The following is a 13602-nucleotide window of genomic DNA, read 5'->3' on the forward strand; positions in this document are numbered from 1 at the left end:
AAGCCTAATAGGAGAAGATGAAAAGAATTTTGTCAGATTCTTATCATCTGTGTAATGGGGGAAATATCAACGTATTGTTCCAAAAAAAGAACAATACTTGAGCTTAACCTGCACGATGATAAGGATGATTATGATTAATACTCATAGCTCGGTAGAGTTGTTCAATCAGCATCACGCGAACCATCGGGTGTGGTAAGGTCAGTTTGGATAAAGACCAATGCCAAGCAGCTGCTTTGCGTACTGCTTCAGAGTGACCGTCAGGCCCACCAATAGCAAGCACAATATCATTGCCCTCAAGCATCCACCCTTTCATGGTTTCTGCCAGTTTTTCGGTGCTAAAATCACGACCACCGACTTCCAAAGCAATCAGTACTTCGTTACCTTTCATTGCATTTAAAATGCTATCACCTTCAATTTGACGGTATTTTAAAATATCTGCTTCTGAATCATTTTTACCGCGCTTTGCCATTGGCAGTTCAATAATCTGCGTTTGCACAAAAGGTTGAATACGTTTGAAATAATCTTCAAAACCAGTCAGTACCCACGCTGGCATTTTTTGACCAATGGTCAGAATACGGATTTTCATAATGGGGCATGTATAAGGAGACGATTCATTATAACGGTGAAAGCAAGGCTTTGTAGTGAGACGAAACAAAATGCAATTGAATTCACTGAACTAATGTTGCTTAATTCAACAGATGAGAGGAATAAGAAATACTTGGAATAATAACAATGTGGCTCAAAACTTTAAAAAAACAGGCTTTTTTGTTGATTGTTGTACTGGGTGCTTTCACAGTGCAGGTATTTGCAAGCAACGTCAAAATGGCTGATGAACAAAATCTACAAGTTTATTTAGAGCAAGTGATTGGTCAGGGCAAAGCACGGAACTATAAAAATCTTGATGAACTAAACCGTGTCTCTGCATGGATCAAAGAACAAATGCGATTATTAGGCGTTCCGTGTCACTATCAAAACTTTACGGCCAATCAGCAAATTTACCGAAATGTAGTGTGTAGTTTAAACGTCGGACGGGCAGACCGCGTGATTGTTGGGGCGCATTATGACGTCTTTGGCGATCAGGATGGCGCAGATGACAATGCCTCTGGCGTTGCTGGTGTGATTGAAACGGCGCGTATTTTGGCAGAGCAAAAGTCTAAATTGCCCAACAATGTGGACTTTGTGTTCTATAGTTTAGAAGAACCACCGTTTTCTAAAACTGAACAAATGGGCAGCTATGTGCATGCGAAATCGGTTCAGTCACAAAAAGATAAGATTAAAGGCGTGTATATTTTAGAAATGATCGGATTCTTTAGCGAACAACCCATCCAAAGCTATCCTGTGGGCTTAAAGTGGATTTATCCAAGCCATGGTAATTTTATTGCGACCGTAAGTAACGTCAGCTCACGTGATTTAGGCTCAGGCTATTGTACAGCGATGCAGCAACTTGATCAGTTGGAATGTCAGCGTTTGGTTGCTCCGAGCTTTGCTAATGCTTTTGATTTTTCAGATCACTTGAATTATTGGGAGTTTGATATTCCCGCAGTCATGATTACCGATACCGCATTTTATCGAAATGGTCACTACCATACCAAAGCAGACCGCTTAGCAACGTTGAATTTGACCAAAATGGCGAATGTGATCGATGGGTTGGTACAGCATTTATTGAAACCTTAATATATTTGAGCAATAAAAAACGCAGTTCCCAAGTAGCGAGAACTGCGATAAAAGGTCATCCGTCTGGAGAATCAGATGACCATGCAATTTCAAATCATCAATAAAAAGAAACATACAGCGCGTATCTGTTCTTATTATTTATATCGGGCTTTTTATCGATTTTTCAAGTCTGATTGATGATAGAGGAAAAGGTTTAATACAAAAATTCAAACAACCTAAGTGAAAATTTGGGGCTTCATCTATTTCACGTCATGGAATGTAGGCCAATCATATTTCCTTCGCTATCAAAGGCCAGCACAATAAAACCATATTCACCAATAGCCGTTTTTGCTTCATGAATTTTTCCACCAGACTCAACAAGCCGGCTCGCTTCATTCGCACAATCGTCACATGAAAAATAGATTAAGGTACTATTTCCTCCTGCGGATAGGCCTGGCATTTTCACCAGTGCACCTGAAGCGCCATAGGCTTGCATGTCTGAGGGGAAAGCCCACATTTGCAGTGAATTATCATCCGCTGGTGGGGTTAATTCAGTTAATTGAATATTAAAAACAGATTCATAAAATTGTTTGGCACGAGATAAGTCATCCACATAAATTTCAAACCAGCCAATCGGGTTTTTCATTTTAGTTGTCCTACATGTATCTCTTGATCAAATTATTGTAGGAAATAAAAGCATAAAGATGTGTGGTGTTATCTACAGTAAATTGTAATAAAAAAGAGAGCCGAAGCTCTCTTTTTTTTAAGATGCAGAATTAGTGGCGTGCAGCTTTTTTGCCTTCATCGACCGCTTTCACTATTGGTGCTTTGACCAAAGGCTCAGGCATAGATGTCAACGCCAGTGGTAAAATCTCATCAATTGATTTCACCGCTTTAATCTCTAAACCTTCTTTAACATTGTCAGGGATTTCAGATAAATCACGGACGTTGTCTTGAGGAATGAAGACCAGCTTAATTCCACCACGGTGTGCAGCCAGAAGTTTCTCTTTCAAGCCACCAATGCGCATTGCACGACCACCGAGACTGGTTTCACCTGTCATGGCAATATCAGGGCGAATTGGGATGCCTGTGAAAGCAGAAACCAATGCAGTTGTTAACGCTAAACCTGCAGAAGGGCCATCTTTCGGTGTTGCACCTTCTGGTAAGTGGACGTGAACATCGGTTTCTTCGAAACGTGTCGACTCGATACCCAATTCATCTGCACGGGTACGCACGACAGTCATAGCAGCGGTAATCGATTCTTTCATTACATCGCCGAGTGAACCCGTGGTAATGAATTTACCTTTACCTTTGACCGCAGCAACTTCAATGGTCAACAACTCACCACCCACTGAAGTCCACGCTAAACCGTTAACACGACCGACTTGAGCTTCATCTTCCGCCATACCAAAGTCAAACTTATGTGGACCTAAGTAGTCTGGAAGATTGGCCGAAGTCACATCAACTTGCAGGTTTTTCGCCTTCTTGCTAACCGCTTCTTTTACCACTTTACGGGCAATTTTAGAGACTTCACGTTCTAAGCTACGCACACCAGCTTCACGTGTATAACGTTGCACGATGTCACGAATCGCTTCTTCATGAACAGTCAATTCTTTCGCACGTAGACCATTATTTTTCATTGCTTTCGGAACAAGGTAACGCTCAGCAATATTCACTTTTTCATCTTCGGTATAACCCGGTAGACGAATCACTTCCATACGATCCAGCAAAGCTTCTGGAATATTCATGCTGTTGGCAGTACAGATGAACATCACTTCAGACAGGTCCAGATCAAGATCTAAATAGTGATCGTTAAACTTGCTGTTCTGTGATGGATCGAGTACTTCAAGCAATGCAGAAGCAGGGTCGCCACGGTAGTCTTGTGCCATCTTGTCAATTTCGTCGAGCAAGAACAATGGGTTCTTCACGCCAACTTTCGTTAAAGACTGCACAATTTTACCCGGCATCGCACCGATATAGGTACGACGGTGACCACGGATTTCTGCTTCGTCACGTACGCCACCGAGCGCCATACGTACAAACTCACGACCTGTCGCTTTCGCAACCGATTCACCCAGCGAAGTTTTACCTACACCTGGAGGGCCAACCAAACAAAGGATTGGGCCTTTGAGTTTTTTCACGCGCGATTGAACTGCGAGATATTCCACAATACGATCTTTTACGTCATCTAAGCCGTAATGATCGGTATCTAAAATTTCTTGCGCTTTGCTTAAGTTAATGCTGACTTTGCTGGCTTTATTCCAAGGCGTATCTAAAATGGCCTCAATATAATTGCGCACCACAGCCGCTTCACTAGACGCAGGTTGCATTGCTTTGAGTTTGCGGAATTCGCTTTCAGCTTTTTTACGCACGTGTTCAGGCAAATCAGCTTCAGCAAGACGTTTTTCAATTTCAGCCACGTCATCTTCCGCGCCGCCATTCATGTCAGAAAGCTCACGCTGAATCACCTTCATCTTTTCATTGAGGAAGTATTCGCGTTGATTTTTCTCCATTTGGCGCTTCACTGAGTCATGTAAAGTTTGCTCAATCTGTTGTTCTTCAGATTGCTGCAATAAATACGTCATCAGTTCTTGTAGATGTGCTTCAAACTCATCGTGTTCGAGGAATTTTTGCTTCACATCAATATTCAGTGGGACACGGGTCGCTACGAAGAATAACAATTGCAGTAAATCGTCAATCTTGTTCGCAGCAGCAATCAGTTCACGTGCATTACGTAGTTTTGCTTCGGCATATTGAGCAAACAGGGCACGTAATTCTTGTACACGTGTTTCTTGCGTTGTTTCGTCAATGTGGACTGACATTGGGCTAAGTGCATGTTCTGCGGTTAGATAATCATTTTCATCAATGATTTTTTCTAGCTTTGAACGATGCAAGCCTTCAATTAATACTTTTATACAGTTTTCATCATTTTCATGATTCACAACTTGCACAATCTTCGCGACAGTACCGTATTGATATAAGTTGTCGTGATCAATTTCTTCTGAAAGAGAATCTTTTTGAGCAACTACAAATACTAGATTGTCACTGTTACGAGCCACATCAACTGCATTGATCGATTTTTCACGACCTACAAATAGCGCGATTTGCATGTGTGGATACACCACCACATCACGTAACGCTAAAAGTGGTAATACACTTGGAACCTGAGGCTCTAAGGTTTCTTGATTCATAATAATTTCAGACATGGGCACTCCTAATGAGTGACAACGGTGTTGCCATGTTTTTTATAGTGATGGGTATTTTAAAAAATACAAGGGCAGGTCAAAATAAATTGTATAAAAAATGACTAAGCATGTGATTTTTAAGTATTCTCAACAGTCAAAAATGTCAATTTTAGCGCTTGAAGCGTAAATGTTGTTGAGGGGTCAGCAGTCCATCTAAAGGCTGATCCCATGTTTCTCGATTCAAGCGCTGTGGCACCAACTGGAAGTGATGAGCCAAACCAAGACGAAATGGACGGTGATAGCGCGCAGAAGCCAAGGTTTTATCGTAAAAACCACCGCCCATACCAATGCGTGTGCCATAAGGATCACACGCCAATAAGGGCATGAGTAGCAGATCTAAATGTGAAACGTGCTGGCCACGTGTTGCCATGGGCTCTTGCATACCCAGCGGATGGAGGGAAAAGCGTTTATTTTGAAATTGATTGCGTGAAACTTTGACCCACACCAAGCGCTGATTCATATTGCAAATCATCGGTAAATACACTGCTTTTTTTTGATGAAAACAATATTCAATGATTTTACGGGTCTGAATTTCCCCAAAAGCATGTAGGTAGATCCCGACGCGAGTGGCATGTTTGAATTCGGGCGCACGTCTTAGGCGCTGTAAAATTTGAAGTTCGGACTGCTGCTGTTGATAGGCGGAAACTTGTCTGCGTTGTTTGCGAAGCTGTTTTCTGAGTTGGGCAAGTTCAATCGACATGGTGAACGCAGTCCTGAGTATCGGAAAGATGAGTGTGAAAATGATCGCCAAATTTAAAAGATGGTATCTGTTTATGGCGCAGTCGTTGAACCTTTTTTCAGTTCTTGCAAAATTGGGCAGCAACTGTCAGTGGTGGTTTTACATTCATCCACCCAAGTTGAAAGACGCTGTTTCAGTGCATTTAATTCTTGAATCCGTTGATCAATTTTTTCCAGTCGTTGCTGAATCACATCACGGACTTTTTCTCGGTCATCCAGTTGCAAATGCAATAGATCTTGAATTTCACTGAGCTGTAAGCCTGCATCTTTACCTTTTTGAATAAAGCTTAAAGTTTCAATATCTTGCTGACTATAGTAACGATAGTTTTGCGAGGTTTCAGGAATGCGCATGAGACCGATCCGTTGATAATAACGAATGGTTTCCACATTCACCTGACAGTGTTTCGCCAGTTTGCCGATAGTGAGCATAAAATAATCTCCAAAAGGCTTGACTCAGTACCTAGGTACAGACTTTATGCTAACACAATCAAAAAATAAAAGGTAAGTCAGAATGAGTGAGCAACATAAAACGTCTTGCTGTTCTAAACAGAAATTAGCGCCGATGGTGGTGAATATCGATCCTGTCTGTGGGATGACGGTCGCAGAGGACTCTCCCCATGTGTATGAGCATCAATCAGTTCGTTATTTGTTTTGTTGCTCAGGCTGTTTAAAGAAATTTTCGGCCAATCCAGAGGCTTACTTAACATCAGAAAAAGCGCCCAGTGCTTGTTGTAGTCAATCCAAAACAGATATAACTGATGCATGTGCGCAGGCTAAAGAGGAAGGTACATTAGTTGCATCCAAGGGTTGTGGTTGCGGATCAAAACCTGTGTCAAATTTAGAGAAGACCACATTTATTGACCTGGTGTGTGGCATGACCGTAACTGATTTAAGTAAACCGCACACCGAGTGGCAGGGGCAGAACTACTATTTTTGTAGTGAAAAATGTTTGCAAACGTTTATTGCAACCCCAGAGGCTTATGTAAAGGCTGAACGTTCAGATTCTGTAGTTAAATCCTCAGGTTGTTGTGGTTCGACCTCGAAAGTGGTTGAGAAAAAAGCATCTTGTTGTGCGCCTAAACCTGAAACAGAAGCAGAAAGCAAAGCTAGTTGTTGTGCACCCAAGCCGAAAGCAGAAGCTGCCAAAAGTAGCTGCTGCGGTGGAGGAAAGCATGAACATCTTACTCCATCAGGGTCATCCACATTTATTGACCCCGTCTGCGGCATGTCGGTTGACCCAAATACAGAGTTAAAAACAGATTATCAACAACAGACCTATTATTTCTGTAATCCTTCCTGCCTAGATAAGTTTAAAGGGGATCCTGAGTTTTATCTGATTCCACCCGATCAGCGTCCTGTGCCTGAAGGCGCGGCGGATATGGACTATACCTGTCCGATGGACCCTGAAATTGTACAAAAGGGACCGGGGACGTGTCCGATTTGTGGTATGGCACTCGAGCCGATGCAACCGACTTTAGATGATGCACCGAACCCTGAATTGGTGGATTTTAGCCATCGCTTTTGGATGACCTTACCACTGACCCTGATCGTGTTTGGACTGGCGATGGGTTCACATATTCATAGTTTCATTTCACCGCATATTCAGCCGTGGATTGAGTTGGTCCTAGCGACTCCTGTAGTGCTATGGGCGGGTAAACCGTTTATTGAGCGTTGCTGGACCTCTTATAAAACCCGCAACTTAAATATGTGGAGCCTCATTGGTGTAGGGGTGTTGGCGGCCTATATTTATAGTGTAGTGGCAACGATTTTCCCAAGTGTAATTCCAATGGAAGCCAAAACAGGGCATGGCGTTGCAGTGTACTTTGAAGCAGCTTGTATGATCGTGTCTTTAAGTTTACTTGGGCAAATCATGGAGTTAAAAGCACGTGCCAAGACTGCAGATTCACTTAAAGCCTTACTGAAACTGCAAGCCAATACGGCCAAGTTGGTTCAAAACGATCAAGTGGTAGAAGTGGATATTGGCATGGTCAAACAAGGCGATATTTTACAGATTTCCTCGGGCGAGCAGATTCCACTGGATGGTGTGGTGGTTGAAGGCAAAACCCATGTCGATGAAGCCATGATGACCGGTGAACCTGTGCCTGTGAAAAAGAAAATGCATGACACGGTGATTGGCGGTACGGTCAATCAACAAGGCAGTATTCGTATTCAAACCACGGCGGTCGGGGCGAATACCACTTTGGCGAAAATGATTCAGACAGTGGCAGAAGCACAGCGCTCTAAAGCACCGTTACAACGTTTGGCCGATGTGTTTGCCAAGTATTTTGTGATTGTGGTGTTACTGATTAGTGTACTGACCTTTGCTGCTTGGATGGTGTTTGGTGGTGCGCAATTTGATCTGGCACTGATGTGTGCGGTGGCGGTCCTGATTATTGCCTGCCCATGTGCGCTGGGTTTAGCGACGCCAATGTCCGTGATGGCCACTACAGGGCGCGCGGCACAAAAAGGGGTACTGTTTAAAGATGCAGAGGCGATTGAAGCTTTAAGTAAAGTGAATACCCTGATTGTCGATAAAACAGGGACTCTGACGGAAGGTAAACCAAGCCTTAAAGAAATTCAGTTGCTCAGCCCAAATGTGAACCAAGCGCAAGCGGAACAGTGGATTGCTTCGATTGAGCAATATTCAAGTCACCCGATTGCACAGACTTTGACGCAAATTGTGCCTGCACAGCAATTGCTTAAAGTGGCAGACTTTGAGGATGTGACTGGCTTTGGTGTCAAAGGTCAGATTGGCGAGCAAACCCTCTATATTGGTAGCCAAAAGCTGCTTGAACAACTCGGCATCACTTTAGATGATACTTTGCAAAGCCAGTTGAACCAGCAGCGTGCGATAGGCAATGTGATCAGTTTCTTAAGCAATAGCCAAGAAGTGCTGGCTTATATTTCTATTCACGATGCGATTAAGGCCAATGCGCAGCAAGTCATTCAACAGATGATTGATGATGGTATTGAAGTGGTCATGGCAACAGGTGACCATGAACAAAATGCCCAGTTGGTGGCTAAGGAATTGGGTATTCAACAAGTCTATGGCAACTGTACGCCAACTGAAAAGTTGGACATTGTGAAGAAATATCAAGCCCAAGGTAAAATTGTGGCGATGGCGGGAGATGGCATTAACGATGCACCAGCCTTGGCACAAGCCAATGTCGGAATTGCCATGGGCAATGGAACTGATATTGCTAAACAAACCGCACAAGTCACCTTGGTTAAAGGTGATATTCGTGGCGCAGCCGATGCTCTACATATGGCGAAACTAGGTGTTCGTAATATGAAACAGAACCTTGCTTTTTCCTTTGTGTATAACGGTTTGGGTGTGCCTGTCGCAGCAGGAATTTTCTATCCATTAACAGGGTTATTACTCACCCCGATGTTCGCTGCGGTGGCGATGTCACTGAGCTCACTGTCGGTGGTCTTAAATGCTTTACGTCTACAAAAGAGTAAATAAGTGCTTTTAGATTTTTACGGTCTCTTTTTAAGTTGAGTTTTAAAAAAAGCATCTTTTCAACAAAGGTGCTTTTTTTATGATGATTCGTAATGGAATGAAGCGCAGCGCGAATAAATATTGCTTTTTACAAGCGTCTTTTTTTGACTCAACTTGATTTAAAGAGCCTTGATTCGGTTAGACCGAGTAAGGTTGTAAAAGACGCAAAATAGATGTATTTGGGTAAGGCATAGCGCTTGAATGAGCGTCATCTCGTAAGACATTTTGAAATTATATAAAACAGTAACTTAAAAAATAGGGGGAACTGCCGTACTATAAGCGGGATGGAGTAAAGGCAGGATTCAGGGTGAATTTAAAAAATCTAGAAGCATTTTATTGGGTTGTGACTTTAAATAGTTTCAATAAGGCTGCCACAAAATTACAAACGACTCAGCCTGCCGTTTCACAAAAAATCACCTCTCTTGAAAATGATTTAGGTTTTAAAGTTCTCGATCGCAGTTTTCGACAGCTTAAACCCACTCATAAAGGCATGACTCTGTTTAAATATGCTGAAAAGTTTATGCGTTTGGAAACCGATTTGGTGGCTGAGCTGACTGAAAACCAACACCTCACAGGAACAATTCGTTTAGGTGTTTCTGAGACGATCGTTTATACGTGGTTGGTTGAATATATCGAGAAAGTACAAAAAGAGTTTCCTAAAGTTTCTGTGGAAATTGTGGTGGATTTGACTCCAAATTTGCAAGAGGGTGTGCGTACAGGGGATTTGGACATGGCCTTTTTGTTGGGGCCGACTTTGGCTTTTGAGTGTGTAGAGCAGGCGCTGTGTGACTTTGAACTGAGTTTTTTGGCAGCCCCATCTTTCAAAGGTGGTGTGGGTCAAATGTCGTTTAAGGCATTGATGTCTCATACCATTTTAACCTACCCGAAAATTACCTATCCCTATAAAGAGCTCAAGGCCAAAATGAAAGAGCAGGCACTGGATGAGCCGCTGTCTATTACCAGTTATTCGCTTGCGACCTTATTGCGTCTTGCGGAGCAAGGTTTAGGGATCGCCGTTGTGCCGACCTTAAGGGCCTTAAAGGAAATTACAGATGGTCGTTTAGAGATTTTAAATACACCGATCCAACTCAAAACCTTTCATTTCACCTCGATTTATATGCAAGGAAATGATGCGGCCTTGAAAGAGAAACTAACCGATGTTGCAGTCACTGTTTCTGAAAGCGCAATGAAAAGATTGCTTGAGAAAATTAAAAAATAATTGAGGCGCACACAGCTTTTTTACAAGTGATGTTACTTTATCTCAAAACGTAATTTGTTTGAAAAACTATAAAAGCAGCTTATCGTGCGTGATAAGTAAAATTTATCATTAGACTTTTAATAAATAATAAATAAAAAATAATAAAATACAGTTATTTAGTTTTAATAATGGATGTAAAAAGTCGTATTGTTCATCGTGCTTGCCTATGTTCTTATTTCAAATAGAAGATTTGATCCGCCATGGCTTTGGTTGGGCAACTGGGAATCTTTGTCAGTTAAAGGGATTTAAGAACAGAATTTGCAAACAAAATGATGTTCTTGGTTCAACTTGAAAATAGCGTTATTAAGCTCAAATGGACGAGGAACGCATTAAATATGTCTTTATTAAAATCTTCTTTTTTATCAGATCGCCAATGGGCCATTGTTGCTTCAATCTTCATGATGGCAACCTCCGCCATGGGACCTGGTTTTCTAACTCAAACCGCAGTTTTTACTGTGAAATTGGGTGCGGCGTTTGGCTTTGCCATTCTCGTGTCTATTTTGATTGATTATGTGGTTCAGCAAAATATTTGGCGTGTCGTAACGCTGACGCAAATGCGTGCCTCGGATATTGCCAATAAAGCCTTGCCGGGCAGTGGCTACTTACTGGCTTTTCTGGTCATTTTGGGTGGCTTCTTCTTCAGTATTGGTAATATTGCAGGCGCAGCTTTAGGTCTCAATGCATTATTTGGTTTGGACACTAAATGGGGCGGCATATTAAGTGGTGCTTTAGCCATTTTAATTTTTGCTTCAAGAAAAGCCACGCTGGCGATGGATAAAAGCATGATCGTTTTGGGGTTGCTCAAAATCATCTTGATTATCATTGTTGCCGTCATTGTGATGCCACCTGTGGGTCAAGCTGTTCATCAAACGTTTGCACCCGATCAGATTGATTTTGCCATCATCACTACGATTGTTGGTGGAACGGTCGGCGGCTATATCTGTTATGCAGGCGCCCATCGTTTACTGGATAAAGGCGCGGTTGGCCCTGAAAATATTGATGAAGTCGCAAGAGCTGCAACCAAAGGTATTGTGGTTGTAGGCATCATGCGTTATGTGCTGTTTTTAGCTTTCTTGGGTGTAGTGGTGAGTGGTGCAAGCATTGATTTAGCCAGCCATGATGCCAATCCAGCAGCACAAGCTTTTCAATATGCCGCAGGGACTTTCGGTTATAAATTATTTGGTCTGATTTTCTGGGCAGCAGGGATCAGTAGTACCATTGGTGCCGCTTATACTTCGGTTTCGTTCTTTACCGCATTTAAGAAAAACCTGAGTCCAAAACAAACCAATTACATCACCATTACATTTATCTCTTTAGCTTTATTGCTGTATGTCGTACTGGGCGCGACACCGGCTGGATTATTGATCTTTGTTGGTGGCTTTAATGGCTTGGTACTGCCAATCGGTTTGACTATTTTTGTTTATGTTGCCGCTTGCCGTAAAGATATGATGGGGAATTATAACTATCCAAAATGGTTACTTATTTTGGGTGTACTCACATGTATGTTGACATGGTGGATGGGCTATATGTCCTTTACCACAGTCTTTAATTATTTAACCAAACTTTAAGCCAGTAGACGGTGAAGTGATAAAGGAATCAAGCCATGTTTGTAGATTTAAATAGTGACTTAGGTGAAAGTTTTGGTTCATGGAAAATGGGCAATGATGACCAAATTCTACCCGTGGTGACGAGTGCCAATATTGCATGTGGCTTTCATGCAGGAGATCCGCTGGGGATTTTAAAAACACTGCGTAAGGCTGTTGAATTAAATGTCGCGATTGGCGCGCATGTATCTTATCCAGACCTCGTCGGTTTTGGTCGTCGCAATATGGATGTGTCACGTGATGAGCTGATTGCCGATGTGTTGTATCAAATTTCTGCACTGGATGGTCTAGCTAAAGTGGCTGGTTCTCACGTGCAATATGTGAAACCACATGGCGCACTGTATAACACTATTGCACACGATCACGCTCAGGCCGCTGCGGTGATTGATGCCATTAAAATGTATAACCCAGAACTGGTTTTGGTGGCACTGGCAGGTTCCCATTTGGTTGAGCAAGCACGTGCAGCAGGCTTAAAGGTTGTATCTGAGGCATTTGCAGACCGTGCTTATAACAGTGATGGTTCATTGGTTTCACGACGTTTGGACGGGGCTGTTTTACATGACTCAGCCTTTGTGGCACGCCGTGTGGTGTCTATGTTGAAAAATGGCGGTGTTGATTCGATTGATGGTGTATTTACCCCGATTCAAGCGGACACGATTTGCTTACATGGTGACACCGCAGGTGCTTTAGAGATGTCGGCTGCGATTAAAGCTGAACTGCTAAATCATCATATTGAAATTCGTCCCTTTGTCTTAAAGCATGAGGAAGTATGCAATGTATAAGGATATCCGAGTCGACTCAGAACAGCTTGAAGCCGCTTTAGCGGCACGTTTAAAAATTCGTGCAGGCTTTGACAAACCAACGGCGGGTATGGCTGCGGGCATGACGCAGGTCAATATGATTTCGGTACCTAAAGATTGGGCTTATGATTTTCTACTGTATGCACATCGCAATCCGCAAAGCTGTCCTGTTTTAGATGTGCTAGAGGAAGGTGTTTATGCCACAAGACTGGCAGAGAACTCAGATATACGCACCGACTTTCCACGTTATCGCATCTGGAAAGAGGGTGAAATGGTCGATGAAGTCACGGATGCGAGTGACATTTATCATGCGCATCCTGACTTGGTGACGTTTCTAATTGGCTGTAGTTTTTCTTTTGAAACCGCATTGCAAGAAGCAGGTATTGAAGTTCGTCATATCCATGATCAGACCAATGTGCCGATGTATTTGAGTAATATTCAGTGTCAGCCTGCGGGACGTATTTCGGGCAATATGGTGGTTTCTATGCGCCCAATTCCATCCCATCAAATCGCGGATGCCGTCAAAATTACAGCACGGATGCCAAGTGTGCATGGTGCACCTGTGCATATTGGACATCCTGAAGGTTTAGGCATTCGTGATGTGAATCAGCCAGACTTTGGCGATGCTTCACGTATTGAGACAGGGGAAATTCCTGTGTTTTGGGCTTGTGGTGTAACCCCACAAGCGGCGGTGATGAACTCAAAAATTCCTTTTGCCATAAGCCATGCACCCGGTCATATGTTGATTACCGACATTCCTGATCGTGCATGGATAGCTTAAGCAGCACCAAAGAACAATTAA

10 protein-coding genes and 1 pseudogene are annotated in these 13602 nt (G+C 42.7%); 6 read left to right on the forward strand and 5 right to left on the reverse strand.

The window, feature by feature from the left end:
- Positions 1–103 precede the first annotated feature (103 nt).
- Positions 104–586, reverse strand: a complete 483-nt coding sequence (rlmH, locus tag HUK62_RS06540) for a 23S rRNA (pseudouridine(1915)-N(3))-methyltransferase RlmH (protein ID WP_176537417.1) — start codon at positions 584–586, stop codon at positions 104–106.
- A 146-nt stretch (positions 587–732) separates the two neighbouring features.
- On the opposite strand from rlmH, the gene HUK62_RS06545 reads away from it, so the two are divergent.
- Positions 733–1674 carry a M28 family peptidase gene (locus tag HUK62_RS06545; RefSeq protein WP_176537418.1) on the forward strand — a complete coding sequence of 314 codons (942 nt, stop codon included), beginning with the start codon at positions 733–735 and terminating at the stop codon, positions 1672–1674.
- 244 nt (positions 1675–1918) lie between these two features.
- Here HUK62_RS06545 and HUK62_RS06550 read toward each other — a convergent pair whose 3' ends face one another.
- The 4 genes from HUK62_RS06550 to HUK62_RS06565 all read right to left on the reverse strand — a co-directional run bounded on the left by HUK62_RS06550 (position 1919) and on the right by HUK62_RS06565 (position 6065).
- On the reverse strand, positions 1919–2299 hold the full coding sequence (locus HUK62_RS06550; RefSeq protein ID WP_004980894.1) for a VOC family protein: 381 nt from the start codon (positions 2297–2299) through the stop codon (positions 1919–1921).
- A gap of 130 nt (positions 2300–2429) precedes the next feature.
- Positions 2430–4859, reverse strand: a complete 2430-nt coding sequence (lon, locus tag HUK62_RS06555; protein ID WP_010326303.1) for an endopeptidase La — start codon at positions 4857–4859, stop codon at positions 2430–2432.
- Positions 4860–5007: 148 nt separating this feature from the next.
- A complete protein-coding gene (locus HUK62_RS06560) occupies positions 5008–5598 on the reverse strand; it encodes a 5-formyltetrahydrofolate cyclo-ligase (RefSeq protein WP_176537419.1) in 591 nt (196 codons plus the stop codon).
- A 71-nt stretch (positions 5599–5669) separates the two neighbouring features.
- Positions 5670–6065: a MerR family transcriptional regulator gene (locus HUK62_RS06565; protein ID WP_176537420.1), complete on the reverse strand. Its 396-nt coding sequence runs from the start codon at positions 6063–6065 to the stop codon at positions 5670–5672.
- A gap of 82 nt (positions 6066–6147) precedes the next feature.
- Here HUK62_RS06565 and HUK62_RS06570 point away from each other — a divergent pair, with 82 nt between their 5' ends.
- From HUK62_RS06570 to HUK62_RS06590, 5 genes and pseudogenes are all read left to right on the forward strand, one after another.
- Positions 6148–9102 (forward strand): heavy metal translocating P-type ATPase, encoded by a 2955-nt coding sequence (locus tag HUK62_RS06570; protein WP_176537421.1) that lies wholly within the window; start codon positions 6148–6150, stop codon positions 9100–9102.
- Between the two features lie 343 nt (positions 9103–9445).
- On the forward strand, positions 9446–10357 hold the full coding sequence (gene mumR, locus HUK62_RS06575) for a LysR family transcriptional regulator MumR (protein WP_176537422.1): 912 nt from the start codon (positions 9446–9448) through the stop codon (positions 10355–10357).
- 352 nt (positions 10358–10709) lie between these two features.
- A pseudogene (locus tag HUK62_RS06580) lies at positions 10710–11964 on the forward strand (NRAMP family divalent metal transporter).
- A 35-nt stretch (positions 11965–11999) separates the two neighbouring features.
- A complete protein-coding gene (locus tag HUK62_RS06585; RefSeq protein WP_126035901.1) occupies positions 12000–12782 on the forward strand; it encodes a 5-oxoprolinase subunit PxpA in 783 nt (260 codons plus the stop codon).
- A complete protein-coding gene (locus tag HUK62_RS06590; protein ID WP_176537423.1) occupies positions 12775–13581 on the forward strand; it encodes a putative hydro-lyase in 807 nt (268 codons plus the stop codon). Before HUK62_RS06585 ends, HUK62_RS06590 begins: the two co-directional genes overlap by 8 nt.
- The last annotated feature ends 21 nt before the right edge of the window (positions 13582–13602 follow it).

Origin of the sequence: Acinetobacter sp. NEB 394, assembly GCF_013374795.1 — a bacterium.
GTDB lineage: Bacteria > Pseudomonadota > Gammaproteobacteria > Pseudomonadales > Moraxellaceae > Acinetobacter > Acinetobacter johnsonii.